Consider the following 25,967-nt stretch of genomic DNA (forward strand, 5'->3'; position numbering starts at 1 on the left):
TAGCGCGCGACGCCGGCCCTGTCATGGCGCGATCGTCAGATCGGTGAGCGGCACCGCCTGGCAGGCGAGGCAGGTGCCTGGCTCCCCCTCCACCGGCACGAGATGGGCAAAGCGGCCTTCGACCACTGTGACCGCACAGCTTTCGCACTGCCCCACCCGGCACCCGCTGCGCAGGGCGATCCCCGCCGCAAGCGCTGCGTCGAGGATGGAGCCGCCACCGGGTGTCCACGCGAAGGACTGGCCCGAACCGGCCAGCGTGACCGTGCGTGGCGCCAGCTCAGGCGGCACCTCGGCGGGGACATGGAAGGCCTCTGTGAAGATGTCGAAGCGCGGCACCCCCCATCGCACCAGTCCTTCCCGCATGTCAGAGATGAAGGCTGGCGAGCCGCAGATATAGGCGAGCGGACGGCCGTCGGGGGCATCCGGGAGTGCGCCGGTGGCGCGCAGCGCGTCGATGTCGACGCGGCCGTGCACCTCGAAGCTGCGAGCCGCCCAGTCCTCCGCGTCGGGACGGGAATAGGCGGTGATCCGGCGCAAGCCGGGAATGCGTGGCGCAAGGACGTCCACACGGTCGGCGAGGGGATGATCGGCACGGCCGCGGCAGCCGTGAAGGAGAAGCACCTCGCCTGCGCGTGCCGCGGGCTGTGCCGCCAGCGCCTCCAGATAGGACACGAACGGGGTGATGCCGATGCCGTTGGCGATCAGGAGAAGCGGTCGGTCCCCGTCGAGGGGAAGTGTGAACACGCCGGCGGGCGGCTCCAGCAGCAGCGCGTCGCCGGCCTCAAGCTCCTGGATGCGGTGAGAGAGAAAGCCGGCTTCCTCGCCATCCGCACAAGCCGGATTGCGCCGCACGGCGATGGAGAAGCCCCGGGGCGCGGCGGGCGGCCCGGTCAAGGAATAGGCCCGCGCCGGACCGCCCAGCTGCAGGCGGACCACCACATGCTGACCGGGCAGGAAGTCCGGCAACGCGTCGCCGTCCTCTGGCACCAGCGTCAGGGCGCGGGTCTGCGCATCCGCCGCATGGGCGGCGGCGACGATGAAGCGGCGCTCACCCTGCCACCGGCCGCGATTGGCCTCGGGCAGCGGCATGATCTGACAGCGCACCGCCCTGAGCGGCACCGAGCCGCTGACCGGATCGCGGACGGCATCGCTCAGGGCGGCGTTGATGTTTGCGGTGTCCGACCCATGGGTTCCGGTGGCGATGCGGCCGAGCGGGGTGCAGGCCTCCCACCAGCCGAACTCGGCGACGACGGTCGCCGCATCCAGCGCCGGGTTGATGCGCACCCGAAGGCGCGCGACCCCATCCCGCGTGCGCACCTCGGCCCAGTCCCCGGCCGCAAGGCCGCGGGCGGCGGCGAGGTCCGGGCTGATCTCGACCGCAGGATCCGGCGCCTTGCGGCGCAGGGAAGCCACATGCCGATGGGAGGTGTGGACGAACCAGCCGCTCTTGGCGGTGGTGAGGATGAGCGGCAGCGCCTTGTCCTCGTCGGCATAGGGCGGCACGAAATCGGGCAGCGGGTCGTGGCCGTGCTCCAGCAGGCGCTCGCTGTAGAGCTCCACCCGGCGGGTCGGGGTGTCGAAGCCGCGCACGGTACCATCAGCCTCCTGCGTAGCGAACTTCGCATGGGCGAAAGGCTGCGGCACGCGCACCCCGCCCGGCGGGCCGCGCAGGTCTTCGACGGTGAGGCCGAGGGGCGCCAACTGGTAGTTCCAGCCAGCCTCGATGTCGCCGCCGAAGAACTCGGCTGCCATCCCGAGGCGCGTCGCCAAAGCCATCACGATCTCATGGTCCGCCCGGCTCTGCCCCAGGGGTTCGAGGACCTTCCGGCGGAACTGGATCGTCTCCACCGCCGCCTGGGTGATCTCGAAGCCGATGCGCAGGGCGTCGCGCTCCCAGGGCATGTTCACCGGAAGCACGATGTCCGCACGCGCGGCCGTGGGGTTCATGAACATGTCCGCGTGGACGTGGAACTCGAGCGCATCCAGCGCCGCGAGATTGCGCGCCGTGTCGGCCTGCGACACCGCGAAATTGGTGCCGAAGCTCATCAACGCGCGCACCTTGTAGGGCAAGCCATCGACGGCGGCGCGGGCGAAGTCGCGGGCGGTGATCCAGCCGTGAGCAGGCGGGCCCAGCGGAAGCTCGGCAAGGCCGAGCGCCTTCTCTTTCTGTCCGGGCGGCAGCAGGGAGAGGTCGTTCAGCGCGTTGGCCGGCGGCGGGACGGTCCAGATGTTGCCGCCCTCCCGGTCGCAGGAGCCGACGAGGGCGAACAGGGTGGCGATGGCGCGCTCGGTCTGGGTGGCGTTGGTGTGCTGGCCGACGCCGGTCCAGGTGTAATAGGCGGCGCGCGGGGCGCCTTCCAGCAGCGCGTAGAAGGCCTCGACCTCCGCCGGGCCGAGCCCCGTCAACTCGCAGACGCGGGACAGCGGATATTGCCGGGCGCGCTCGGCGAGGCGGCGGAAGACGGTCTCCGCCTCGATCACGCGGCCATCCAAGTCGGTCAGGCGCGCCTGTCCGTCCAGCCAAACGCCCGCGGCCTGTCCTGGCGCGCGGTTCGTGTTGCAGGGCCGTAGCTCGCCGGCTGCATCGAGCACAAGGAAGCACTCCGCTCCACCCACGCCCACTGCATCGGCGCGCACCAGTTGACCGGTGTGCGCATCCACCAGCATCGGCGCATTGGTCCAGCGTCGCACGAAGTCGTCGGCAAAGCGCCGGGTTGCGATCAGATGATGGATCGCGCCCATGGCGAGGGCCGCGTCGGCGCCCGGCCGCATCCGCAGCCACAGGTCCGCCTGCTGGCCCGAGCCATCCGGCTTGGGATCGATCACCACCACCTTGGCGCCACGCCGGCGGGCCTCCGCAACCCGGCTCGCCTGCGCCAGCCAGGTCCGCGCCGGATTGTGCCCCCACAGGACGATCACATCGGCATGATCGTAGTCCGGCACGCCGAGCCCGCGCCCGAAGGTGAGCGCGTGGGCGTAGTCCTTGTGCCAGCCGCACACCTCGATGGCATAGATGAGGTTCGGGCTGCCGAAGCAGCGCACGAAGCGCTCGACCCATTCGTAGCTATCGACGATGGGCGAGCCGCTGAAGGTGGTGGCGGCGAAAGCCACCGCCTCCGCGCCGGATTCGTCCCGGATGGCGACGAGGCGGCCTGCGATCTCGTCCAACGCCTCGTCCCAACTGATTTTCTGCCAGCCGATCTCCTCCCAGCGCGCGCCCTCGCCCTTCGGCCCGATGCGGCGCAGCGGCGTGGTGAGGCGGTTGGGGCTGTGCACGAGCTCCGGCGCGGCACGGCCCTTGGCGCACAGCGCCCCGCCGGTGGGATGGTCTGGGCGCGGCTCGACACCGACCATCCGCCCGTTCTCCACCAGCGTGATGGAGCCGCAGCGCGAGCGGCAGAGGGTGCAATAGCCTTGGTGTCGTTCAGCCATGGTCCGTCTTTCGCGCGTCGCAGGGCGCGCGGGTTCTGCGGCCGTCGGAACGGCCGCTCCATCGATCGAAGGGTTCGGGCGCCTGCGGCGGCGCGGGTTCAAGGCTCAGAACAGCATGGGCGCATCCGCCGGCCAGGAGGCGACAACCCGGTCTCCCGGCCGCAGGTCGTCGCGGCTTAGACCAGCATTCTGCAGATGCGCGGCGAGCTTGGCGCCCGAAGGGGTGCGCACGACGAACTCGGTCAGGGCGCCGCGATAGATCACGTCCTCGACAGTCGCCGCCAGGGCGCAGGCGCCACCAGGCACGGAGTCACCCCGCAGCAGGCGGACATGCTCGGGGCGGATGGCCAGCACCGATGCGTTCGGCGGCGCGTCCGTGTTCCCGGTCGCGAAGCACTCGCCGCTCTCGCACCGGAACCGGCCCGGGCCGTCGAGCCCGCCAGGGAACAGGTTGGTGAGACCGATGAATTCGGCCACAAAGCGCGTCGCCGGCCGCTGGTAGATCTCGCGCGGGGTACCGACCTGCTCCACCCGCCCCGCCGACATCACCACGATGCGGTCAGCGACGCTGAGCGCCTCGTCCTGGTCGTGAGTGACGAAGATGGTGGTGAGCCCGAGCGCGGATTGCAGCCGCCGCAATTCGGTGCGGACCTCGGTGCGCAGTTTCGCGTCGAGAGCGGAGAGCGGCTCGTCGAGCAGCAGCACCTCGGGCTTGTAGACGATGGCCCGCGCCAGCGCGACCCGCTGCTGCTGGCCGCCGGAGAGCTCTTTCGGCAGGCGTCCGGCGAGGTGTGCGAGCTTCACGAGGGACAGCGCCTCGTCCACCCTGCGCCGCACCTCCTCGCGGTCGACCTTGCGCATCTGAAGCCCGAAAGCGACGTTCTCCGCGACGTTCATGTGCGGGAACAGGGCATAGCCCTGGAACACGAGGCCGGCGTCGCGCAGGTAAGGTGGCAGGTGGGTGACCTCGCGCGTGCCGAAATGGATCGAGCCGGCGCTGGCTTCGGTGAGGCCCGCGATCATGCGCAGGGTTGTCGTCTTGCCACAGCCGGAGGGGCCGAGAAAGGCGATGAACTCGCCCTGGCCGATCTCCAGGGAGACGTGGTCGACAGTCACCTGCGCACCGTGGCGCTTCACGAGGTCCTGGATGAGGATGCTCGACATCTTCGTTCCTCAGAATGCGCGCGCAAGCTTGAAGTAGCGGTCGGTCAGGACGAGGCCGGCCGAGATGATGGCGATCTGGACGGTGGCGACCGCGGCAATGGTCGGGTCGATGCTCCACTCCAGATAGTTGACGATGACGATGGGCAGCGTCGTCATTCCCGGCCCCACTAGGAACAGCGATTTCTCGAGGTCCACGAAGGATGCGATGAAGGCGAACAGCGCTCCCGCCACCACCCCGGGCCGGATGAGAGGCCATGTCACCAGCCGGAAGGCGGTAAACTCCCGCGCACCCATGGTGAGCGCGGCTTCCTTCAGTTGGGGATCCAGGCCCACCAGCGAGGCCGTCACCAGCCGAACCGTCCAGGGCAGCGCGATCAGGCTGTGGGCGATGGCGAGGCCGGTAAAGGTCATGGCCACCTGAACGCCGCTCGCCAGTTCCACCTCGATCAGGAACATATAGAGCGCCGCCCCGGCGACGATGCCGGGCACAATGAGCGGCGCCAGCAGCAGCGACTGGATCGCCTCGCGTCCGGGGAAGCGCCCCCGGGCCAGCACGAGGGCCGCCGGCACGCCGACGACAAGGCTCACCAGCATCGCGACGACGCCTAGCTCCAGGCTGGTGAAGAAGCCGTCGCGGAACTGGGGCATCGCCGCTGCGGCCCGATACCAGTCGAAGGTGTAGCCGGTCGGTGGAAAGCTGATGATCTTGTTCTCGAAGAAGCTGACCCAGATGATCGCCGCCAACGGCGAGAGCACCATGACGAAGGCCGCGACGCAGCCGCCGACTATGACCGGCCGGAACGATCCGTCCGACAAGGAGCGCAGGAAGGCGGAGCGCGGGAAGGGGGAGCGCGAGCCGGTCATGGTCACAGCACTCCGTAGCGCTTCTGCAGCGCAAGGCTGGAGGCGACGCTCAGCGCCAGCGTCACGGCCATCAGCACCAGAGCGATGGTGGCGGCGAACGGCCAGTTGTACACCTTGATCGCCTGCTCGAAGACCTTCGGCGCCATCATCTGGAACGACGGGCCACCGATGAGGACCGGCGTCGCATAGGCGTTCATCGCCAGCACGAAGCACAACAGGCAACCGGAGAAGATGCCGGGCATGGCGAGCGGAAGGGTCACGCGGAAGAATGCCGTCCACGGCGGCGCACCCATGGTCTGGGCGGCTTCCTCATAGGCCGTGCCGATGTTCTCGAACACGCTCTCGAGCGAGATCACCATGAACGGCAGCAGCACGGCGATGAGGCCGATCACCACCGCTGATCCGGTGTAGAGGATACGGACCGGCTCGGCGATGAACCCGGCGGACAGGAGCGCCGAATTGATCAGTCCCTTGTCGGCGAGCAGAACCATCCAGCCCGCCGCGCGCACCGCGTTCCCCATGAGCAGCGGAATGATCGTGGCGAGGATGAGCACCGTCTTCAGCGCGCGGCTCTCGACCCGGCTGATGACGAACGCCGCGGGGACGCCGAGGACCAGGCAGATGGCGGTGCAACTCAGCGCGACCACCAGCGTGCGGGCGAGGATCATCAAATAGAACGGCTCGCCGAAGAAGCGGGCATAGTTTTCCAGCGTGAAGCCCACGAGGTCCGGTGACCCGGCATCGAAATGGGCGACGCTGGTACGGGCCATGAGGGCAAGCGGCAGGATCAGGCCTGCCAGCACCAGCGTCAGGCTGGGAAAAAGCAGCCAGCCGGCGCTGGAGCGCCGGCGCCGGCGGTCGGTGCCGCCCGGCGCAGGCCGTCCGCCGGTCAGGCTGTCTTCTCCGGTGATGGCGAGCGTGCTCACGCCTTGAATTCCTTGTTCCACCACTCGATCCACTGGGCGTCGCTCTTCGCCGCATAAGGATAGTCGACGAAATTGAGCTTCGCGATCTGGTCGGCGGTGAATTCGAGGCGCTTGCGATCCTCGACGGGGACGTCGGCATTGTCGGTGGCGACGGCATAGGAGGTGGCGAGGGAGATCGCGCCCATGGCCCTGGGCTGGAGCATCGCTTCCAGATAGGCGTAGGCGCCGTCCACGTTGCGCGCTCGCTTCGGGATGCCCGCGCCAAACGAGATGGCGACGGCGCCCTCCTTCGGATAGGACCAGCGCAGGGGCAGGCCTTCCTTCTCCCACTGGATGGCGCGGGCGCTGTAGTTCGCCGAGATCCAGATCTCCTCGGCCTTGAACGCCGCCGCGAGCGCCTGGTGGGAGGGATAGAGCCGGGGCTGAACCTGCTTCTTCATCTCGAGCAGGGCGGGAAAGGCCTTGCTCACGTCGCCCATGGAGCCGCCGTGGGAGAGCGCGGCCGCGTAGATATAGTTGAAGTAGAGCTGATCGATGATGCCGACGCGGCCGGCATATTTCGGGTTCCACAGGTCGGCGAAGCTTGTCGGCGCCTGCGGAATCCTGGCCGGATTGTAGAGCAGGACCACGCCGCCATAGGCCGCGGGAATGAAATAGGGCCGGCGCAGCTTCTCGATGATGTGACCGGCGCTCGGAATGCGGGACATGTCGAGAGCTTCGAGCACGCCCTGGGCGCTCATCTCGTAGGCGTCGGCGTCGCTCAGCCAGGTCACGTCGACGCTGGAGCGGGGCAGGCGCCGTTCCGCCAGCAGCTTCGCCTTGCGCTCCGGCACCGGGGCGAGGTCGTGGATGATGCGCATGGCCGAGGCGGCGAAGGCCGGCTCCTCGAACCCCTGCGCAATACGCTGATTCCAGTCGCCGCCCCAGTTGGAGACGACGAGCTCGCCGCTCTGCGCGCGGCCGGCACCGGGAAGGAGGGCGGCCGCGCCCAGGACGGCAGCGCCGGCAAGGAGGCGCCTGCGATCCAGCGCAGGGCCCGGAATGGTTTGATCGGTCACGAAGCTCCCCCTCACTTCTTCTCTGGATTGTGGCAGGAGGCCGCGCGCGTGTCTCCGCACTTCGGCCGGTTGTGGAAAGGCGCGCCGTTCCCGGCGCCGGCTATCAGGCCGGGTCTGCGGCCGCAGCCCGCAGCCGCGGCCGCAGCGAGGGCAGCATTCCGCCAGTGTCGGCCGGATAGCCCGCCGCCACCATGGCCCGCGCCTTGGCCTCGAAATAGGCGCGCGACCAGGCCGGTCGGGGGCCGCCATCCTGGCCCACCGTCCTGGCGATGGATTCCAGGCTGATGGGCTGGCCGCCGTCGCCCCAATTGCCCTCGGTCACCTCGTTGATGACGGTGAGCAGGCTGCCGGCCGGATCGGTGCAGCCGGTCGCCCCGGCGATCGCTTCCGCCACCCAGGCATGAACCTCGTTCTTGTGCGTGACGTTCATGTAGCCTTCGGGGATGAAGACATTGACCAGGAACTTGCCCGGACCGGTCACGTAGGTCCCATCGGTGCGGCCGCCGATCCACCAGTCATCCGCGGCGAAGGCGGTGAAGAACACCCAGGCGAACGCACGCCCGCCGGGCGTGTTGGCGCCGCCCTCCATTTTGATGAGCACGTCGGTGAGGCGCGCGGCAAGATCGGCTTTCGCCGCTGCATCGAGCGTCCCGGCGGCATAGCGCACGTCCATGATCGGCATTGTCGTCTCCCTTGGGATGGATCGCCGGGCACACCTTCAGTCGAGAAGGTCGGCGCCGTGGGCCTTTTCCCAGGCGCGGATGCGGGCATCGTCGAGCATGGCGGTCTCGACGAAGAAGATGTCGGAGCTGTCGGGAGCCTCGATCGCGAGGGCCTCGACGCCGCTGATGCCCAGGCTGTCGCGACGCGCCAGCACCACGCCGTTCACGGTGGCGCTGCCCTCCGCGACGAACACGTAGACGCCGTGCTCCGGCGTGCGCGGGGTGTAGGTGAAACGGCCGGCGCGGTCGGTGACCAGGCGCGAGACGCGCAGGTCCTGCGATACCGGCAGCGCGCCGTCCGCATCGCCCACGAGCTGAGCGATACGGTTGCGCCGGGTGCGGATGTCGAAGTGGGCGCGATGGTAGCTCGGCGGCAGATAGAGCTGGCTGGGCATGAGCCAAAGATAAATGGCGTTCATGTTTTCCGGGCTGATCGAGAGCTCGCAGTGTTTTCCACCCGATCCGGCGGAGAAAACATAGTAATCGCCCTGCCGCAGCTGATCCACGGTGCCGCGGCCGGCTGTATTGATGTGGGTCAGTTCACCTTCCAGAACAAACGCGCAGATGATGAAATTGTGGTGCGGGTGCATGTTGTAGCCGCAGCCGGCACCGTTGAACACTTCATCGCCGAACACGCGGACGGTGCCGAACCCAGGGCGCCCGCCCTGGTATTGATGGAAGTTGAAGCTGGATTCGCGGGCGATATAGCTGCCGGGGTGGCCGGCCACATAAGACGAGGCGCTGCCATCGGAATAGATCACGTCGTGGCCGCGCTCGCTCGCCCGGAGCACGAAAGATTTGGGCATGGTTCGTCTCCCTGGGTTGTTGCGGGCTCAGGCGATACGCGCCAGATCGACGCCGCCTTCGGCGTAGCCCATCTCCACCATCTCGAACTGGTTCTTGGGGGTGCCGCAATCGGGGCAAACCCAGTCGTCAGGGACATCGGCCCAGCGGGTGCCGGGTGCCAGCCCGTGCTCCGGCAGGCCAAGGGATTCGTCATACGAAAAACCGCATCCGAGGCAGAGCCATCGCTTGAGAGGCGCGTCCATGTGAATATCCTACATTAGTGTAGCGCGTCACACGTCACGTTTTATATTGGCGCGCCACCGGCGGCAAGCGCAAAATTTATGCAGGGACTGAAGTGCCGACTTTCCCCGCCATTTCAGGCACCGTCGTCGTTTGCGCTGCTTGCGCGGCGTGAAGTGACGCATTATTGTAAAGCGCTACCAATTGTGCCTCAGGGGCACCAACTGCGGGCAGGTAATGGATCCGAATTTGCGTGAACAGGTGCTCCGGCAGGTGAGGTCGGAGATCATTTCGGGACAAAGCGGTCCGGGTAAGATGTACTCGGTGCCGACCCTGGCGGCTGACCTCGGCATGTCCACGACTCCCGTGCGGGAAGCGCTGCTGGAGCTGGCACGTACCGGCCTCATCGAGCCCATGCGCAATCGCGGGTTCAAGGTCGTGGAGCCGACCGTGGACGATCTGCGCAATCTGTTCGACATGCGCAGTCTGCTCGAGGTGCATGCAGCCGAACTGTTTGCCCTCAAGCCGCGGAAGAAAAAGAAGATCCTTGAGCAGCTCACCGGCCTCGCCGACGCAATCCGTGCGGCCGTGGAGAATGACGATCTCTACAGTTACCTGGAGAACGACCGCAATTTCCACATGGTCTTCATCGGCGCGGCCGAGAATGCGCTGCTCACGGAGATGGCCATGGGCCTGCGAGACAAGATGCGTCTCCACGGCATCTCGTCGCGCGCGGGGCTCGAGCGGCAGGCCGCATCTGTGGGCGAGCATTACCAGCTGACCGCCCTCGCCGAGGCGGGCAACGTGGACGGCATCCGGGAGCTTATGCGGAACCACATCCTCACCTGGGAGCCGATCTTCATGGAAGCGCTGCTGAAGAGCAGGAGAGAGATGAGCGGGACGCGGGCCTGACAGCGGGCGCCGGACCGCCAGGACAGGTCGATCGGCCATGAGCGGTTCGATCGGCAACAACCTGAGGGGGTTCTCGCGCCCTCGGAGGCTCGGGTGGCCGGAGAAAGCAGTCCCAAGCATCCGGCCCCGCTCGGTACGGCCCCGGGGAAGGGCCGCGCGGTAGAGACGAATAGGGCGCCACGAGAATGCGTGGCATCACCACTTCTGGCGATGCTGCACAGCGGGCATCCAAATAGGCTGAGGCTATCGATCCTTGTCGGACGGCGCATTGGCCGGCCGACAGCGGGACCGCCCGATCAAGCCGCTTGATGGATCCTGTCAGGAGCCACAGGTTACGCAAAGGGGGGAATGGTTGCCATGGATGCCGCATTTCTCGACCTGACGATTCCGGCGGGCAAGACCGCTGCGCGGGAGACGGCCGAAGGCGACGCAATCCTCATCGGGGGCCTCCAGGACATCGTCGGTCGATCGCATGTGCTGACGAGCCCCGAGGCGACGCGGCGCTTTCGCACCGGCATCCGCTTCGGCTCCGGCCCGGTGGTCGCCGTGGTGCGGCCCGGCTCGCTGGTGGAGCAGTGGCGCGTCCTCGAGGCCTGCGTCGCGGCGAACAAGATCGTCATCATGCAGTCGGCCAACACCGGGGTCACCGGCGGCTCGACCCCCGACGGCGACGACTATGATCGTGGCGTCGTGCTCATCAACACCATGCGTATTGAGGGCCTGCACCTGATTAACGATGGAAGGCAGGTGGTGTGCCTGCCGGGCACGACCCTGTTCCATCTGGAGAAGGCGCTGGACAGGATCGGCCGCGCGCCGCACTCGGTGATCGGCTCGTCCTGCATCGGCGCATCGGTGTTCGGCGGCGTGTGCAACAATTCCGGCGGCGCCCTGATCCATCGCGGCCCGGCCTTCACCCAGCTCGCTTTGTTCGCGCGGCTGGATGAGGCGGGCGGGCTGCATCTCGTCAATCATCTCGGCATCGCGCTGGGCAACGACCCGGAGACGATCCTTCGGCGGATCGAGAGCGGTGATTTCACCCCCGCCGACATCGTCAACGACCCCTCCCGCGCCGCCTCGGACCATGACTATGCGGACCATGTGCGCGACATCGAGGCGCCAACCCCCTCCCGCTTCAATGCCGATCCGCGCCGCCTGTTCGAGGCGTCCGGCAGCGCCGGCAAGGTGATGCTGATGGCGGTGCGGCTTGACACCTTCCCGAAGGAGAAGGAACAGGTCGTCTTCTACATCGGCTCGAACGACGCCAGAGAGCTCGAAGGCATCCGCCGCCATATCCTCGGCAGTTTCAAGAATCTGCCGATCGAAGGCGAGTACATGCACCGTGATTCCTTCAATTGTGCGGAGGTCTACGGCAAGGACACCTTCGTGGTGATCCACACTCTCGGCACGGACATGATCCCGCGCCTGTACGCCCTTGAGGCGGCATTCGACAATATCTGCCGGCGCTTCAGCTTTCTGCCGAAGAATCTCAGCGCCAAGATGCTGCAGGCCTTGAGCCACCTCTTCCCGAAGCATCTGCCCAGGCGCATGACCGACTACCGCGACCGCTTCGAGCATTATCTGCTGTTGAAGATGGGGGACGACGGCATCGCGGAAGCCCGCGCCCATCTGAAATCGATCTTCCCTTCGAAGTCGGGGGACTATTTCGAGTGCACGCCCGATGAAGGCGACAAGGCCTTCCTGCACCGCTTCGCCGCCGCCGGCGCCGCGATCCGCTATCGCGCGGTCCACGACAAGGAGGTGGAGGATATCGTTGCGCTGGACATCGCGCTCCGCCGCAACGACGAGAACTGGTTCGAGACGCTGCCCGAAGAGATCGACAAGCACATGATCCGAAAGCTCTATTGCGGACACTTCTTCTGCCACGTCTTCCACCAGGACTATATCGTGGCCAAGGGCAGCAATTGCGAGGAGATCGAGCACGCCATATGGAAGCTCCTCGATGAGCGCGGCGCGGAATATCCCGCCGAGCACAATGTGGGGCACCTTTATTTCGCGAAGCCCGCAATGGTCGACCATTTCAAGGCGCTCGATCCCTGCAACACCTTCAACCCCGGGATCGGGCGCACCACGAAATGCGCGCACTGGATGCCGCGCGAACAGAACGTTGCACCAAGCCGCATCCGATGCGACGGCTGACAGTATCGAATGCCAGTTGCGGCGTGAGCCGCCCGGAATGCTGCGGCAAGACCATTTGGGGGAGAAACATGACGACACGGACCGGCGGCGAGCTCATCCAGGATTTTCTTGAGACTTATGACATTCCGTTTGTTTTCGGCAATCCGGGGACGACGGAGACGACCTTCCTCGCGGCCGTAGCGGCCTCGAAGGCCACCTATATCCTGTCGCTGCATGAATCGAGCGCGGTCGGCATCGCCGCGGGCTATGCGCTGATCACCGGCAAGCCGTCCATCGTCAGCCTCCATACCTATCCGGGCCTCGCCAACGGCATGTTCAACATGCGCAACGCACTCATGTCCGGGGTGCCCCTGCTGGTCATCAACGGGCAGCAGGATTCCCGCTTCCTCATCCACAATCCGGTGCTGGGCGCGCCCAATGTCCAGCTGGCGCAGACCGCCACCAAATACGCCTATGAAGTGACCCGCACGGACGATCTCGCCGTCGCCTTGCAGCGGTGCTACCTGCACGCGCGGCTGCAGCCCACCGGTCCCGTTTTCCTCTCCATCCCCATGAACTTCATGCTGGAGGAGACCGGGCATACGACCTTCAAGAAGACGCGCATCATCGAGGATGTGGTGCCGCGCGCCATCGGCGCGGTCGCGGGCGCGCTCAAGGCGGTGCCCAGGGGCAAGCTCGCCATCGTCGCCGATTATGCGGTGGGCGCGGCGGACGGCATCGACGCGGTCAGCCGCATCGCCAGCGCGCTCGGCGCCGACATCTATGCCGCCCCCTTCCACGTGCAGGGCACGGTTGATCCGCTGCATCCGAACTTCCGCGGCCAGCTTCCGCCCACCACGAAGAAAATCAACGAAACGCTGGGCCGCTACCACACCATGCTGCTGATCGGCGAGAAGGTCGACAGCTTCACCTACGACGGCCTCCAGGCGCTGCCGCCGGAATTGCAGGTCATCCAGATCGCGCCGGCGGCGAGCCAGCTCGGCTTCGACTTTCCCTGCGACATGGCCGTGCTCGGCGACATCCATGCGACCCTGGATGCGCTGGCTGCTGCGCTCGGCGCCGACACGGCGCAAGCCGCCGCGCGGACGATCGACGCGGCAGCTCTGGATGCGAAATATCCCGGCTTGGGGCCGCGCGCGAGCGATGCGCTGATCCTCGCCGTACTGCGCCATCTCGACCGATCCACGCACGTCATTACGGAAGGCTCGTCCGAGGACGCCATCGTGCAGGACATGGCGGTGAGCCTGGGCTTCCGGAACGTGCATTTCTCGCCCCGTGGCGGCGGACTGGGCTGGGCCCTGCCGCTGGGCGTCGGCATCGGCCTGGCGAGCGGCAAGCACGCCGCCTGCTTCGTCGGCGATGGAGGAAGCCTGTTCTCGATCCACGCACTCTGGACGGCGGCGAAGTATTCCATCCCGTCCATCTTCATCTGTTTCGTGAACAATGAGTACCGGCTGCTGAAGGACCTGTGGTGCAACGTGATGGGGACGACCATCGCGACCACGCACTTCGTCGGCCTGGACTTCAGCGATCCCGATGTGGACATGCAGAAGATCGCCGAGGGCTTCGGCGCCCGCGTCGAGACGATCGACGCTGTCGAGAGCGTCGGCGACGTGCTCGCCCGCGCGCTCGCGCACCAGGGGCCGAGCTTCCTGATCATCAATCGCGAGCCGTGAACCGGCGGCGGCGCGGCACTGCCCCGCCGCATCCCCATCGAAGCGGAATAAGGGAGGCGTTCGTGTCCGGAGATTTCGAGAAGGAGCTGACGAGGCGCGTCTGGACCGACGACGCCTTCGCCGCGCAGGTGGAGAGCGACCCCGTCGAGGCGCTCAAGTCCATGGGCGTGGAGGTGCCGGCCGGCGTCAAGGTGAAGGTGGTGGTGCAGCGGCGCGACCGGGTCTACTTCACCATTCCGCCCGCCCGCGCGCCAAATTCGCCGCCCGCCGCGACGCCCCTCAACCAGATGGACCTGTGGTCCAGCCAGGGCCTGTTCATCTGGCTCGTGCCCGTGGCCGCCAAATTCAAGCTGCTGGCCCTGCGCAACGCGGCCCGCACCGAGGGAGATCAGCCGTGAGCAATGCCGATTTCGTCGAGAAGAATTACGAGCGCATCGCCACAGATCCCGACTATCGCGCGAAGCTCCTCGCCGACCCGGTCGGGGTGGTCTGCGCGGAATTCGGCTACACGCCTGGTCCGGATTTCAAGATCGAGATCATCGAGCAGGCGGAAGACACCATTGTCATCATGGTGCCCCCGAAGCCTGAGGCGGGCGCGGACCTCGCAATCGAGCTGGAGCAGGCGCTCACCCAGGTGACGGAGCGGGTCTTCGATCTGCTCTTCTCGTCCGGGATCGGCGGCTTCTTCATCCCGGACGACAAGCAGAAATGGGTGGTGCGGGAGATGCGGCTGGCGGCGCAGAAGAAGACCGGCCTCGACCTCTCGCAATTGTAGGACGCACCCGCGCCATGGCCTGGCGCGGCGAGCCTGAGACCGGGGGAGAACGCACATGACGGCCAAGAACGCGACGCCGGGCTTCTGGGACAATCTCATCGCGCCGAAGGGCGGCCTGTTCGGCGCGCAGCTGGCCGGCTGGACGCCCGGCCCCGCCGCAAAATCCGGGCTCGGCTGCCGCGTCCTCGCCGACCAGATGGTCGAGGTCGCGCCATCCATTGCGCTGGCGGCCGATGTCTATGTGCCGAAGGTGCCGGGCCGCTGGCCGGCGGTCATCGCCTTCGCCGCCTATTCCAAGGAGTTGCAGGCCGCCGGCGCGCCCGCCGGCAACAACGAGAGCGGCAGTCCGCCGATCTTCACCGATCGTGGCTATGCCCATGTGATCGTCACCCGCCGCGGCATGGGCCGCTCGGGCGGCGCCGACGCCGTCTATCTCAACGACACGGATGTGGAGGACCACGCCAAGGTGATCCAGTGGGCTGCCGCCCAGCCCTGGTGCGACGGGCAGGTGGTGCTGTTCGGCACCTCCTATTACGGGCTGACCCAGCCGCAGGTGGCGCGGCTTCGCCCGCCGGCCCTGAAGGGCTTCTTCACCAACGAGATGTGCACGGACTTCTTCCGCCACATCGCCATGTTCGGCGGCGCGCCGCAGCCGGATTTCTTCTCGCTCTGGATGGGGGCGAACTTCACGCCCCTGCAGTTCAGGCTTCGCCTGCCGCCGCTGCTGCGCGCGGTGGTGAGCCACATCACCAACTCGCCCCTGAAGCATGTGTGGTGGCCGCAGTTGAAGAAGCGCATGGCGCGGATCATGAAGGCGTTCCAGCGGCAGGTGCCGACGCCGCAGACGCGGCAGCTGTTCGCCGGCCTCATACTCGACGGCAAGACCCGGGCGACGAGCGTGCTGCCGGCCGGGCCGTCCGGCGCGCTGGGGGACATCGAGGTGCCGTTCGTCGTCGTGCAGAATGCCGGCTATCTCAACCTGCACCAGTTCGGCGCCTACGATCTGTTCGAGAATGCCGGCACGCCGAAGGATCACCGCTGGCTGGTCATCGGCCCGGCGACCTATGACCTGCCGGTCTATGCCTGGCAGCTGGAGGCACTCGCCTTCTTCGACCATCTGGTCTACGGCGCGGACAACGGCTATGCCGCGCAGCCGCGGGTGCGATACTGGACGGAAGGGGCGAAGGACTATCGCAGCGCGCCCGACTGGCCGCTGCCCGGCAGCACGGCGCTGCGCCTCTACCCGGCCTCCAATGGCGCGGACGCCGCAACCCATCGTCTCGACAGCGCGCCGGGCGAAGGCGGGACGAACCGATGGGCGGCGGTGCCGCTCGGCGCCATCGTGACGGCGGGCTTCGACGAGGTGGAGAGCCAGCGCCTCACCTTCGAGCTGCCGGTGGAGGAGGCGATGGAGCTGACCGGCCCGGTTACCGTGAGCCTCTCTTTCAGCTCCAACGAGATCGATTCCCACGTGGTGGCCCGCACCGGCATCGTCTCAGCCGATGGCGGCTACCAGATCCTCTCCATGGGGACGATCCGCCCCGCCTGCCGCAGGATCGACGCGGCGCGCTCCACCGCGACCGAGATCGCCATCGACATCGACACGCCCGAGCCGCTCGTGCCCGGCGTGCCGGTGACGCTCCGCTTCAGCCTCACGCCGCAGCCCGTGGTGCTGAAGCCGGGCGAGCGGCTGCGCCTCGACATCGCCAGTCGCACCGACCTCCTGCGCAGCGACGTGAGCCACGGGCACGCCCAGTTCGACATGCAGGTGCCGCCCTATTACGCCCGCAACACCCTCCATTACGGACCTGACACCTACATCGAACTCGCCCGGGCCGGCGAGGCCAGGAGCGATTCTCATGTCTGAAGCGACCCCCGCGCTCGTATCAACCGCGCTGAGCGGATACGAACTGCTGGCCGATCCGCAGCTCAACAAGGGCACGGCCTTCTCCGAGGCCGAGCGCGACGCCTTCCATCTCCACGGATTGCTGCCGCCGCATGTCTCGACCCTGGACGAGCAGATGTCCCGTGCCCTCCAGTCGCTGCGTCAGTTCGAGACCGATCTCGAACGCTATGCCTTCCTGCGGGAGTTGCAGGACATCAACGAGACTCTGTTCTACGCGACGCTGGTTGCAAACCTGGAAGAGCTGCTGCCCATCGTCTACACGCCGACGGTCGGCGCCGGCTGCCAGCAGTTCAGCCGCCTCTACCACAAGCCGCGCGGCCTCTTCCTCAGTATTCCGCACCAGTCGAGGCTCGACCAGATCTTCGCGCTGCCGCGCTTCGACGCCGTGGAGGCGATCGTCGTGACCGATGGCGAGCGCATCCTGGGGCTGGGAGACCAGGGGGCGGGCGGCATGGGCATCCCCATCGGCAAGCTCGCGCTCTATTCCGGCTGCGGCGGCCTGCATCCGGCGACCACCCTGCCGATCCTGCTCGACGTGGGGACCGACAATGCCGACTGCCTCGCCGACCCGCTCTATGTGGGCTGGCGCCACGAGCGGGTGCGGGGCCAGGACTATGACGACTTCATCGAGGCGTTCGTTGCCGCCGTCATCCGGCGCTGGCCCAAGGTCCTCCTGCAATGGGAAGACTTCGCGAAGAACAATGCGACGCGCCTGCTGGAGCGCTATCGCGACCGGCTCTGCACCTTCAACGATGATGTCCAGGGCACGGCGGCGGTGGCGACCGGCACCCTGCTGGCGGCCATCACTGTCACTGGCGTGCCACTGACCGAGCAGCGGGTGGCGGTGTTCGGCGCCGGCTCGGCCGGCTGCGGGATCGCCGGCCTGATCCGCTCCGCCATGTGCGATGCCGGCCTGTCGGAAAGCGAGGCGACACAACGCTTTTTCATGATCGATCGTGACGGGCTGCTGATGGACGGCATGCCCGGCCTTGCGCCATTCCAGACCCCTTTCGTGCAGAGCAGGCGGGCGATCGAAGGCTGGAGGCTCGAACATCCCGACAGGATTGCGCTCCTGGACGTGGTGCGCAATGCGCGACCAACCGTGCTGATCGGCGTCTCCGGCCTGGCGGGCGCCTTCGGCGAGCCGGTGGTCCGCGCCATGGCCGAGTGCAACGAGCGGCCGGTGATCTTTCCGCTGTCGAATCCGACCTCTCGCGCGGAAGCGACACCGGCGGATATCGAGGTCTGGACCGACGGGCGGGCTCTGGTGGGCGTCGGCAGCCCGTTTCCCCCGCTCCTGCGCGACGGCACCCGCTTCAAGGTGGACCAGACCAACAATTCCTATATCTTTCCCGGAGTTGGCCTCGGCGTTCTGGCGGTCGGTGCCAGCCGTGTGACGGATGGCATGTTCATGGCCGCGGCGAAGGCGCTGGCAGAGGCGTCGCCCGCGCGCGACAACCCGAAGCACAATCTCCTGCCCCCCGTGAGCGCCCTGCGTGAAGTCGCGGCAAAGGTCGCCCTCGCGGTTGCCATGCAGGCGCACCGGGAAGGCGACGCGCCCGACGTCGCGGTCGATCAGATCCAGCAGCGCCTGCGCGCCAAGGTCTGGACACCGCGTTACGTACCGCTCACCGCGAAGGGGACATAATCGCCCGCAGCCGCGCCGCGCTCCTCGGCGCAGCGCTTCTATTGTCCGCAGACCGAATCGAGCCTCCTGACGAAGCCGTCCGAGATGGCGCGGATCGTTGTCGGAGTGGCGAACTCTTCCACATAGACGATGTTGGCGATCAGCGTACCGTCGTAGACCGACACGGAGACATTCGGGAACTTCTTCATCCAGCCCAATGCATACTCGAATCCGGTCACTGCCAGCCGCTCGACCGGCCAGTGAAACTGCACCGTCTGGATGTCGGAAACATTGATGGCGACCGGCAACTGCTGGGGGCTGCCGAATGCCCGCGGATAGTTGATGTAATCGTGAAAGATGCTGCCGTTGGCCAGTCCCTGATGGATATCGTCAAAGATGAATCGGGCGATCTCCACCATAGGCCGGTCGAGGTCGGGGACGGGCGTGATGTGCCCGGTGATGGCCGTGAAGACCAGTTCGGGTGAAACGTGGGGCTCGAGCCGCCGGCGCATGTCCACCGATGATCGCATGAGAATCTGACGCGGGTGTCCGTCCGCCACGTCACCTATGGCGAGAGCGAACGCGGCCAGCAGGAGCGCGTGCACGGAAGAGCCGGTTGCATGGCTTGCGTCCTTGATCCGAAGCATCGCGTCCGCCCCGATCACGACGCGTTCGAGCCGATGGGTCACGGGACCGCCATCATGGGGCGCGCGCATGGGAATCTCGGCGAACACTCCGGAATAGGAAGAAGGCGGCGCATCCGTTCCAAGCGCAGCCAGACTGCAACTCACGGCGTCGTCGACCGGGGTCGGGAACGGCTGCACGCCGAGGGCCGGGGCCTCGCCGCGCACGACGCAGTCGCACATGTGGGCGAGACAGGAATGCAGCTCGATCAGCGATGTTGCGTCCGTGATCGCATGGGACGTGAGCATGAAGACATCGAGCGCGTCATCGGCGGCGATGACGTGGATGGCATAGAGGGTCTTTCCGGTATCGAGGTCGGCGTTCAGCAATTGCGCGTACATGGTCTCGGCGGAGCAGCTATCGGCGGGCAACCAGGCCTCGATCGCCGATCGGTCGTCCATCCGTCCCACGAAATGCCCGTCCTCGACCACAGAGCGCAGGATTCCATATCGCGTTTCGAGATGCGCGACGGCCGCCTCGAACTGCGCCCTGCCGATCGTTCCGGAGATGCTGCTGCGGCTGACGACGATCATGCGCGTGGCGATGTAGATCAATTCCGTGGGCGAGGCTTCGCGATACACGCGCCGACCCGCCTGGCCCTGTCCGGCCGGCGTCGCTTCACTGAGATCATTGTGCATTTGCGGTTCCTTTAAGCAGGTCAGATCGGAACATGCTGGACGAACGATGGGGCCGCTCGGGCGATCGGCGCTCGCTGGCCATCCGTCCCCCTGCGCTACCCGGCGAGCCGCGCGATCTCTCCGACGACACGCACGCGGATGCGGCGCGCATTGCCGGGGAGATAGGCGATCGGAATGTCCTCCACGTCCAGCGTCTGCACGCTGCCCGCTTCGGCGCCCGCCTCGATCGCTCGCCGCGTGGCCTCCCGGCGCGCTTCATCGAGCGCCGCATCGCGCTCGACACCGGAGAAGATGCGATCCACCTCGCCGCTCACCTGCGCGATGGCGGCGCCCACGGCATTGGCCACAGCATGGTGCTCGATGCGCACCACCTGCGAGACGCCATCCATGCGATCGGGCACCAGAAAGCTGCCGCCGCCCACCGCGATGAGGGGTATAGGCGCCGCATCGGTCTTTATCCGGTCCACCACATCGGCGACCATGCGCTCCATGTGAAGGAGGCCGTCGGCCACGAGGGGAGCGGGAAGCCTGCGTACCAGCCCGGGATCTCCCAGCGCGATCCGTCCCGCCGCGACGGCCATGTCCGTGGCGGTCAGCGTGTCGCCGCCGAAGCACAGCGCCTTCTCCGGCAGTCGGAAGCCGACGCTGCCCGGACCGATCCGGCGCCCGTCATCGGCAATCTCGGTGCCGCCGCCGAGGCCGATGGAGATCAGGTCCGGCATGCGAAACAGCGTGCGCACCCCGCCGATTTCGACCATCGCATTGGCCTGGCGCGGAAACCCGCCCTTGAGGCAGCCCACGTCGGTGGTCGTGCCGCCCACATCCACGACCAGCGCGTCCGTCAGGCCCGAAAGGAAGGCCGCGCCGCGCATGCTGTTGGTGGGGCCTGAGGCGAAGCAATAGACGGGATGGCGTTCCGCCACCGCGCCCTGCACGATGGTGCCGTCATTCTGCGTGAGATAAAGCGGCGCCGCGATGCCGCTGTCCCGCAGCGCCCGCACGAAGGCGGCCGTGGTGCGCTGCGCGAGGCCCTGAAGCCCGGCATTCAGCAGCGCCGCATTCTCCCGTTCGAGCAGACCGATCCGGCCGATTTCGTGGGAGAGCGTGATGCGCGCCGCGGGCATCACCTCCCGCACAATCTCCGCGGCCTCGCGCTCGCATTCATCGGTGAGCGGGGAGAACACGCTGGTGATGGCGACCGAGGTGATGCCGCTGTCGGCGATGCGCTGCGCCTCGCGCCGCACGGCCGCGCGATCCAGCGGCACCAGAACCCGTCCGTCATACTCGTGCCCGCCGCCCACCATGTGGATGCTGCCCCGCATGGCTGCCGCAAGGTCCTTCGGCCAGCCGATGAAGGGCGGCAGGCCGGCATTGGCGGGCAGGCCGATGCGCAGCGCCGCGACGCGGTCCAGATGGCGACGCTCCACCACGGCATTGGTGAAATGCGTGGTGCCGATCATCACCGCTTCGATCCGCCCCAGGGCCGGATGGCCGGCGGCGGCGGCGACCAGATCAACCAGCGCCTGACGCACGCCGTCCGCGACATCGACGGTGGTCGGTCGCTTCAGCGCGGCGAGCACTTTGCCGCCCTCGAGCAGGACGGCATCGGTATTGGTGCCGCCGACATCAATGCCGATGCGGCTCATGCCGGCTCCTCCCCGAAGACGCTGCGAAATTCGACGTCGTGGCCGAATGCGCGCGGGCCGACATGCCGCAGCCCCTCCGCGCTCCGATGGATCGGCTGCGACGGCAGGGCGATGACCGTGACCCTCTGGCCGTAGCGCAAACTCTCCGTGCCGATGGCCTCGCCCGAGATGCTGTCGAGCACGCAGATCAGGTCGGGCGTCGTGACGATCACCGTGCCGTCGCGCCGGCCGATGGTGAACTCGTTCTGGAAGGCGATGTCGAAGGATGCGCCGGCATCGTCACCGAGGCCCGCGAGGCTGAGGGAGCCGCGCAGGAAGCCCTCGGTCGTGCGCCGCTGCACATCCATCACCTTGCCCGTGAATAGCCGCTTGCCGCCGGCGGCGGCCACGGTCGCCTCGACAGGGTCCTCGTGCGCCGTCTTCGCGCGGCGCACCTCGCGCCCGAGCGCGATGGCCTGCGAGAGGCTGCGCAGGACCGCGTGACGCTTCACCTCCGCCCCGGTGCGCGGGGCCTGGCAGGTGGTCGCGACCGATCCGTATTCCGTGCAGACCCTGCGCCGCACGCGCTCCATCTCATGCCAGCCGGACGCGGTGGGGATGATCACGTCATTGTCGCGGATGTCGGAAACGACGTGCGGGACCATCTGCAGCCCGGCGATCGAGAAGGTCTGCATCTGGGCCTCGGGGTAGGCCCGGCCCATGGCGTCCGCATCCACCACCGGCAGGCCCGATGCCGCGGCGACGAGCAGCGGCTGGAACGCGTTGCAGCCGCCGATCTCGACCGTCATCACTGCCCGGAACGGCCGGCCCAGGAAGGCCTCCATGGTCCGCACCGGCTTCAAGGCGAAGGCGGCATCGGTCATCCGCTCCTGGAACACCAGCGGCGCACCCATGGTCGAGACCACGGCCACGACATCATCGTCGGCCAGTTCGTCCGGGTCGAGCAGGGCAATCTGGCCGCCGTCCACATAGAATTGCCGGGCGACGAGGTGGGAGGCATAGGGCGATCCGCCGCCTCCGGTCCCGAGAATCCAGGCGCCGATGGCCAGCAGGTCAAGCTCTTCCGCATCGAGGAGGCGAGGCATTGCAGGTCTCTCAGCTCTGAAGCGGGCAGTCGTTTCGCCCGCCGCGGCCATTCGGGAGCAGTTTCACGCGACGGATGGTCACCGCTCCGCCCCGATCTGCTGGAGATAGGGCACCAGTTCCTGCCAGTCCGGATCCCGTACCTGACCTGCGAGGTAGCCGTCCGGCCGGACCAGCGAAATGAATGCTCCGCCGTCGGATCGAGGCGGCAACGCCACCACGAGCCGGGGAAAGCGCGCGGCGAGTTCAGCCGCGCCGCTTCCGCCGCACGCGGTGAACAGCGGCGTGTCGCCCGCGCCGAACGGCGTTTCGCCCGCCACCGGCCGCACCCGCGCACCGGCCTTCGCTTCGCCCTGGGAGGGGCCGTTGAGCGGGCTGTCCGGATAGCCGATGGAGACTTCCGCCATCAGCCCGGTGATGGCCCGCTGCACCGGCGAAAGCCCCATCAGGATATGGGCGACGAAGTCGCGCACATGCTGCAGCGTGTGGTCGGCCAGCGTGCCGATCCGGGTCATGCGCCCCGAGGCCGCAATCACCAGTGCGCCGACCGGGCGGCGTTCCAGGTCATAGCTCTCCAGCAGCGCCGGCGCGGAGGCGATGCCGCGGCTCACCAGCGCCAGCTTCCACGCCAGATTGACGGCGTCCTGCATGCCGGTATTCATGCCCTGTCCGCCAGCCGGGCTGTGGATATGAGCCGCGTCGCCCGCAAGGAAGACCCGCCCGGACCGATAGTTGTCCACCTGCCGCTCGTTGATGCGGAAGGCACTGACCCACTCCGTCCCGGTGAGTGTGATGCCCCCGGGGCCGCGGGCGTCCACCATCTTCTGGAACGCCTCCTGGTCCAGCGCGACGGGCGGCGTTGCGGTCGAGGGGCCGAGGCTGGTGATGATGCGCGCGCGGTCGGGCGCCATGGGGAAGAACAGCAGCGGCCCGTCCTCATGCCAGAAGATGGCCATCTGCGAGGAGGGGAAGGGATATCCGCTCAGGTGAAAGTCGCCCTGGGTCCAGTCGAGGCCGAGGGTATCGCCCTGGAAGTCGAGGCCGAGGTGATGGCGCACCACGCTGTGCGCGCCGTCGCAGGCCACCAGATAGGCATATGGCTCGATGCGCTCCGTGCCGTCGGGCTCCCGCAGGCGGGCGGAAAGGCCATCGTCGCCCTGCTCGAAACCGAGAAGTTCGACGCCGAGGTCCGGCGTGACGCCGTGAGCTGTGAGGTGACGCCGCAACACGGCTTCGGTGTCGTACTGCGGCACCATCAGCGCAAACGGATAGGGTGAGGGAATCTGGTCGAGCGACAGCGAGGCCACCGGACGGCCACCCGACAGGATGTTGGCAACGGTGACCTTGTTGCCCAGGGCAATGATGTCAGCCGCCGCCCCGGAGCGGTCGAGCAGTTCCAGCGTTCGCGGCCACACCGCGACTGCCCGAGACGTGTGGGTCGCCTCGGGGATCTTGTCGATGATGCGCACCGGGACGCCGTAGCGGGCCAGTTCCAGGGCCATTGTCAGGCCGACCGGCCCCGCGCCGGCGATGAGCACCTGATCCTTCATCCTGTCCTCCCCCTGATGTTGTGCTTCGGCCCGCGCCGCGGCACGAACCTCTCGATCTTGCGTCGATGGCGGCTGCGCAGATGCGGCCGCATTAATCCGTGGGCTGGTCTTTCTTGCTCACCGGCGGCCCCAGGAACTCCACGTGCCACTTCAGCCCGAAGGCATTGAGCGCCGCCTGGTCGGGGATGCCGTCGTGCATCACGCCGGCCAGTTCGTTGAAGAAGGCCGCCGCATCAAGCGCCGGGGCCATGAGGATGTACTGGCGGGCGGGCTTGTCGGTCACGTTGCAGAAGCCGTGCTCGACCCCGCCGGGAATGCTCACCACGTCACCGGCCTCGGCATAGAAGCGCCGGCCGTCCGCCTCATAGAGATACCGGCCCTCGATGACGCGGAAGATCTCCGCTTCGCGGTGGCGATGCCGGGGGGGACCCGCGCCCGGGGCATTGATGGTCTCGATGAAGCAGAACTCGCCCGAGCTCGCCGCCGGCGGCATGCGCACGAACAGGTCGAGCCCGATGGCCGGGATCTTGATGGGCGCTTCGGTGCCCTTGGAATGCAGGAAGGATATGGACATGGCAGCCTCCTTCAGAAGGGCGCGGTGAGATGATCCTGATCTGGCTCTAGTTTTCTTCCTCGAAGAGCCAGATCTCGGCGGTGGGCTGGGGCAGGCCGGCGGGGCCTTCGCGCAGGCCGAGGAAGGCGGGGATGCGCCGCTGCTGCACCGGGGTGAGCGAGGCCACGAGGGGCTTCAGCGCGGCGGTCACCGTCTTCAGGTCGCGCGCCCGCACCGCCTCGGCATCGGCGATGCGGTCCAGGATCTCCACGAAACTGGCCGGCGGCGCCGCATTGGCCCGCTCCGCCCGACGTTCGGCGGACAGCTTCGCCACCTCGCGGATGGCCATTTCCACCGGGGGCCAGAGCTTCTGCTGCTCGGGCGTCAGGGTGATCACCGTCTTCAGCGCGAGAATGCGCGCGTCGAGTACGGCTTGCGCATCCTCCGCGCTGTAGAGCTCCACGGCGGGGGGCTCCGGCGGCGCGCCGGCAGGCGGTGCAGTCTGGGCCCAAGCGGTGGGCGCGGCGGCGATGAGCGCGCCCATCAGGGCGGCCATGAGCGTGCGTTTCATGGTGCGTTTCTCTCTTGCAACAGGGGTCTGGCGGGGGACAGCGGCCATCGTCACTGCCATCCGCCGCCTGGCAGCCGGCCGTGATAGGGGGTGTCGCGGCAGTGGCCCCAGGGCCCGTGCCAGTAGCCGGGCGGGCAGCCATTGCCGAAATAGCCGTAGGCGGGGGGCAAGTGGTAGACCCATCCGCCGCCGGGCGTGCGGCCGGAATAGGGGGTGTCGCGGCAATGGCCCCACGGCCCGCGCCACCAGCCCGGGCCGCAGCCCTGGGCGACGGGGGTCACGACGGCGGAATCTGGTAGAGGAGGGCGCGCGAGGGGCATCGCGGAAGCCGGCAGCGCCGCCAGCGCACCGAGCCACAAGCCGGAAATCAGTCCGAAGGTGTTTCGCATGGGATCACTCGCAGTGAGACGTCCCGGGCCTCGAAGATCGCAGCCCGCACCAAGGGCCCCCTTGCGGACCCTGGTGCCAAAGAATAATCACCATCGCGTTGAAGGCGCATCGACAGAACTGGTGATGCGCCAAGTTATCTATCGGCTCTCCGGCATCGAAACGGTGGCGACCATCGGCGCGACCGGGATCGAGGCCGAACAGATCAAGCTGGGTGCAGATCCGCACAATCGAGGTGTGGAGACCTGCACCACAGCTCAAGGCCCACTTCACCGAACCGCAGATCGTTGAACTGACCTGGCCCACCGCCCTGTGCGGCGCGTTCAACCGCTGCAACGGGATCGTCCAGGTGGACGTCGAGACCTGATACCATCGGCCCCGGTCTACGACCGGTGCTGAGTGGATTCGCTCAGGCGCCGCGCGGGCTTGACCAAAGGCCCATAAGTCAAACCCATGTGTGCCAAACCCATGGGCGTCAAACCCATGGGCCTTTGATCTGACAGATCCCGCAGGCAGAAGGCGCCGCCATCGGCTCAGGCGGCCCCTCCCGTCGCCTCGGCTACGTCCGCCAGATGGCAGGCGACGGTGTGCGTGGTGCCGACCTGGTTTT

At 67.4% G+C, this 25,967-nt stretch carries 23 protein-coding genes; 8 read left to right on the plus strand and 15 right to left on the minus strand.

Features of this window, described 5'->3' with window-relative positions:
• Positions 1–21: 21 nt before the first annotated feature.
• From K9U41_RS01140 to K9U41_RS01175, 8 genes are all read right to left on the minus strand, one after another.
• On the minus strand, positions 22–3,432 hold the full coding sequence (locus K9U41_RS01140; RefSeq protein WP_282639009.1) for a molybdopterin-dependent oxidoreductase: 3,411 nt from the start codon (positions 3,430–3,432) through the stop codon (positions 22–24).
• 105 nt (positions 3,433–3,537) lie between these two features.
• Positions 3,538–4,596: an ABC transporter ATP-binding protein gene (locus K9U41_RS01145; RefSeq protein ID WP_282639010.1), complete on the minus strand. Its 1,059-nt coding sequence runs from the start codon at positions 4,594–4,596 to the stop codon at positions 3,538–3,540.
• A gap of 9 nt (positions 4,597–4,605) precedes the next feature.
• A complete protein-coding gene (locus tag K9U41_RS01150; RefSeq protein WP_282639011.1) occupies positions 4,606–5,460 on the minus strand; it encodes an ABC transporter permease in 855 nt (284 codons plus the stop codon).
• 2 nt (positions 5,461–5,462) lie between these two features.
• Positions 5,463–6,386, minus strand: coding sequence for an ABC transporter permease (locus K9U41_RS01155; protein ID WP_282639012.1), 924 nt, complete (start codon positions 6,384–6,386; stop codon positions 5,463–5,465).
• Positions 6,383–7,444 (minus strand): ABC transporter substrate-binding protein, encoded by a 1,062-nt coding sequence (locus K9U41_RS01160; protein WP_282639013.1) that lies wholly within the window; start codon positions 7,442–7,444, stop codon positions 6,383–6,385. The genes K9U41_RS01155 and K9U41_RS01160 overlap by 4 nt, the downstream gene beginning before the upstream one ends.
• 103 nt (positions 7,445–7,547) lie before the next feature.
• On the minus strand, positions 7,548–8,126 hold the full coding sequence (locus tag K9U41_RS01165) for a tautomerase family protein (RefSeq protein ID WP_282639014.1): 579 nt from the start codon (positions 8,124–8,126) through the stop codon (positions 7,548–7,550).
• A 36-nt stretch (positions 8,127–8,162) separates the two neighbouring features.
• A complete protein-coding gene (locus K9U41_RS01170) occupies positions 8,163–8,972 on the minus strand; it encodes a pirin family protein (RefSeq protein WP_282639015.1) in 810 nt (269 codons plus the stop codon).
• A gap of 27 nt (positions 8,973–8,999) precedes the next feature.
• Positions 9,000–9,215: a rubredoxin gene (locus K9U41_RS01175; protein WP_282639016.1), complete on the minus strand. Its 216-nt coding sequence runs from the start codon at positions 9,213–9,215 to the stop codon at positions 9,000–9,002.
• Positions 9,216–9,429: 214 nt separating this feature from the next.
• Here K9U41_RS01175 and K9U41_RS01180 point away from each other — a divergent pair, with 214 nt between their 5' ends.
• The 7 genes from K9U41_RS01180 (at position 9,430) to K9U41_RS01210 (ending at position 18,266) form a co-directional block, all read left to right on the plus strand.
• Entirely contained in the window at positions 9,430–10,104 is a 675-nt protein-coding gene (locus tag K9U41_RS01180; RefSeq protein ID WP_282639017.1) for a GntR family transcriptional regulator, read from the plus strand.
• Between the two features lie 357 nt (positions 10,105–10,461).
• Positions 10,462–12,261, plus strand: a complete 1,800-nt coding sequence (dld, locus tag K9U41_RS01185) for a D-lactate dehydrogenase (RefSeq protein ID WP_282639018.1) — start codon at positions 10,462–10,464, stop codon at positions 12,259–12,261.
• A gap of 68 nt (positions 12,262–12,329) precedes the next feature.
• A complete protein-coding gene (locus K9U41_RS01190; protein WP_282639019.1) occupies positions 12,330–13,937 on the plus strand; it encodes a thiamine pyrophosphate-binding protein in 1,608 nt (535 codons plus the stop codon).
• A 62-nt stretch (positions 13,938–13,999) separates the two neighbouring features.
• On the plus strand, positions 14,000–14,335 hold the full coding sequence (locus K9U41_RS01195; protein ID WP_282639020.1) for a hypothetical protein: 336 nt from the start codon (positions 14,000–14,002) through the stop codon (positions 14,333–14,335).
• Entirely contained in the window at positions 14,332–14,712 is a 381-nt protein-coding gene (locus K9U41_RS01200) for a hypothetical protein (protein ID WP_282639021.1), read from the plus strand. Before K9U41_RS01195 ends, K9U41_RS01200 begins: the two co-directional genes overlap by 4 nt.
• Positions 14,713–14,767: 55 nt before the next feature.
• On the plus strand, positions 14,768–16,579 hold the full coding sequence (locus tag K9U41_RS01205; RefSeq protein ID WP_282639022.1) for a CocE/NonD family hydrolase: 1,812 nt from the start codon (positions 14,768–14,770) through the stop codon (positions 16,577–16,579).
• Positions 16,572–18,266: an NAD-dependent malic enzyme gene (locus K9U41_RS01210; protein ID WP_282639024.1), complete on the plus strand. Its 1,695-nt coding sequence runs from the start codon at positions 16,572–16,574 to the stop codon at positions 18,264–18,266. Before K9U41_RS01205 ends, K9U41_RS01210 begins: the two co-directional genes overlap by 8 nt.
• 38 nt (positions 18,267–18,304) lie before the next feature.
• Here the strand turns inward: K9U41_RS01210 and K9U41_RS01215 are convergent, their stop codons facing one another.
• The 7 genes from K9U41_RS01215 to K9U41_RS01245 all read right to left on the minus strand — a co-directional run bounded on the left by K9U41_RS01215 (position 18,305) and on the right by K9U41_RS01245 (position 25,359).
• On the minus strand, positions 18,305–19,567 hold the full coding sequence (locus K9U41_RS01215) for a phthiocerol/phthiodiolone dimycocerosyl transferase family protein (protein ID WP_282639025.1): 1,263 nt from the start codon (positions 19,565–19,567) through the stop codon (positions 18,305–18,307).
• A gap of 95 nt (positions 19,568–19,662) precedes the next feature.
• A complete protein-coding gene (locus tag K9U41_RS01220) occupies positions 19,663–21,213 on the minus strand; it encodes a hydantoinase/oxoprolinase family protein (RefSeq protein ID WP_282639026.1) in 1,551 nt (516 codons plus the stop codon).
• Complete coding sequence (locus K9U41_RS01225; protein WP_282639027.1) at positions 21,210–22,298, minus strand: DUF917 domain-containing protein; 1,089 nt, start codon at positions 22,296–22,298, stop codon at positions 21,210–21,212. The genes K9U41_RS01220 and K9U41_RS01225 overlap by 4 nt, the downstream gene beginning before the upstream one ends.
• Positions 22,299–22,376: 78 nt before the next feature.
• A complete protein-coding gene (locus K9U41_RS01230; protein WP_282639028.1) occupies positions 22,377–23,846 on the minus strand; it encodes an FAD-dependent monooxygenase in 1,470 nt (489 codons plus the stop codon).
• Positions 23,847–23,937: 91 nt separating this feature from the next.
• On the minus strand, positions 23,938–24,420 hold the full coding sequence (locus tag K9U41_RS01235) for a cupin domain-containing protein (protein ID WP_282639029.1): 483 nt from the start codon (positions 24,418–24,420) through the stop codon (positions 23,938–23,940).
• 46 nt (positions 24,421–24,466) lie between these two features.
• Positions 24,467–24,970: a Spy/CpxP family protein refolding chaperone gene (locus K9U41_RS01240; RefSeq protein ID WP_282639030.1), complete on the minus strand. Its 504-nt coding sequence runs from the start codon at positions 24,968–24,970 to the stop codon at positions 24,467–24,469.
• A 50-nt stretch (positions 24,971–25,020) separates the two neighbouring features.
• Positions 25,021–25,359 (minus strand): GCG_CRPN prefix-to-repeats domain-containing protein, encoded by a 339-nt coding sequence (locus K9U41_RS01245; protein ID WP_282639031.1) that lies wholly within the window; start codon positions 25,357–25,359, stop codon positions 25,021–25,023.
• Between the two features lie 212 nt (positions 25,360–25,571).
• Here K9U41_RS01245 and K9U41_RS01250 point away from each other — a divergent pair, with 212 nt between their 5' ends.
• On the plus strand, positions 25,572–25,724 hold the full coding sequence (locus K9U41_RS01250; RefSeq protein WP_282639032.1) for a hypothetical protein: 153 nt from the start codon (positions 25,572–25,574) through the stop codon (positions 25,722–25,724).
• Positions 25,725–25,967 lie beyond the last annotated feature (243 nt).

The sequence above is a fragment of the Xanthobacter autotrophicus genome, from assembly GCF_029991245.1.
GTDB classification, from domain to species: Bacteria; Pseudomonadota; Alphaproteobacteria; order Rhizobiales; family Xanthobacteraceae; genus Xanthobacter; species Xanthobacter autotrophicus_C.

Excerpts from the sequence above, each read along its gene's own strand:
- K9U41_RS01175 (WP_282639016.1), bottom strand. The coding sequence starts at position 9,215 with ATGGACGCGCCTCTCAAGCGATGGCTCTGCCTCGGATGCGGTTTTTCG.
- K9U41_RS01140 (WP_282639009.1), bottom strand. The coding sequence starts at position 3,432 with ATGGCTGAACGACACCAAGGCTATTGCACCCTCTGCCGCTCGCGCTGC.
- K9U41_RS01150 (WP_282639011.1), bottom strand. The coding sequence starts at position 5,460 with ATGACCGGCTCGCGCTCCCCCTTCCCGCGCTCCGCCTTCCTGCGCTCC.
- K9U41_RS01240 (WP_282639030.1), bottom strand. The coding sequence starts at position 24,970 with ATGAAACGCACGCTCATGGCCGCCCTGATGGGCGCGCTCATCGCCGCC.
- K9U41_RS01245 (WP_282639031.1), bottom strand. The coding sequence starts at position 25,359 with ATGCGAAACACCTTCGGACTGATTTCCGGCTTGTGGCTCGGTGCGCTG.
- K9U41_RS01190 (WP_282639019.1), top strand. The coding sequence starts at position 12,330 with ATGACGACACGGACCGGCGGCGAGCTCATCCAGGATTTTCTTGAGACT.
- dld (WP_282639018.1), top strand. The coding sequence starts at position 10,462 with ATGGATGCCGCATTTCTCGACCTGACGATTCCGGCGGGCAAGACCGCT.
- K9U41_RS01170 (WP_282639015.1), bottom strand. The coding sequence starts at position 8,972 with ATGCCCAAATCTTTCGTGCTCCGGGCGAGCGAGCGCGGCCACGACGTG.
- K9U41_RS01180 (WP_282639017.1), top strand. The coding sequence starts at position 9,430 with ATGGATCCGAATTTGCGTGAACAGGTGCTCCGGCAGGTGAGGTCGGAG.
- K9U41_RS01235 (WP_282639029.1), bottom strand. The coding sequence starts at position 24,420 with ATGTCCATATCCTTCCTGCATTCCAAGGGCACCGAAGCGCCCATCAAG.
- K9U41_RS01220 (WP_282639026.1), bottom strand. The coding sequence starts at position 21,213 with ATGAGCCGCATCGGCATTGATGTCGGCGGCACCAATACCGATGCCGTC.
- K9U41_RS01230 (WP_282639028.1), bottom strand. The coding sequence starts at position 23,846 with ATGAAGGATCAGGTGCTCATCGCCGGCGCGGGGCCGGTCGGCCTGACA.
- K9U41_RS01205 (WP_282639022.1), top strand. The coding sequence starts at position 14,768 with ATGACGGCCAAGAACGCGACGCCGGGCTTCTGGGACAATCTCATCGCG.
- K9U41_RS01210 (WP_282639024.1), top strand. The coding sequence starts at position 16,572 with ATGTCTGAAGCGACCCCCGCGCTCGTATCAACCGCGCTGAGCGGATAC.
- K9U41_RS01215 (WP_282639025.1), bottom strand. The coding sequence starts at position 19,567 with ATGCACAATGATCTCAGTGAAGCGACGCCGGCCGGACAGGGCCAGGCG.
- K9U41_RS01145 (WP_282639010.1), bottom strand. The coding sequence starts at position 4,596 with ATGTCGAGCATCCTCATCCAGGACCTCGTGAAGCGCCACGGTGCGCAG.
- K9U41_RS01165 (WP_282639014.1), bottom strand. The coding sequence starts at position 8,126 with ATGCCGATCATGGACGTGCGCTATGCCGCCGGGACGCTCGATGCAGCG.
- K9U41_RS01225 (WP_282639027.1), bottom strand. The coding sequence starts at position 22,298 with ATGCCTCGCCTCCTCGATGCGGAAGAGCTTGACCTGCTGGCCATCGGC.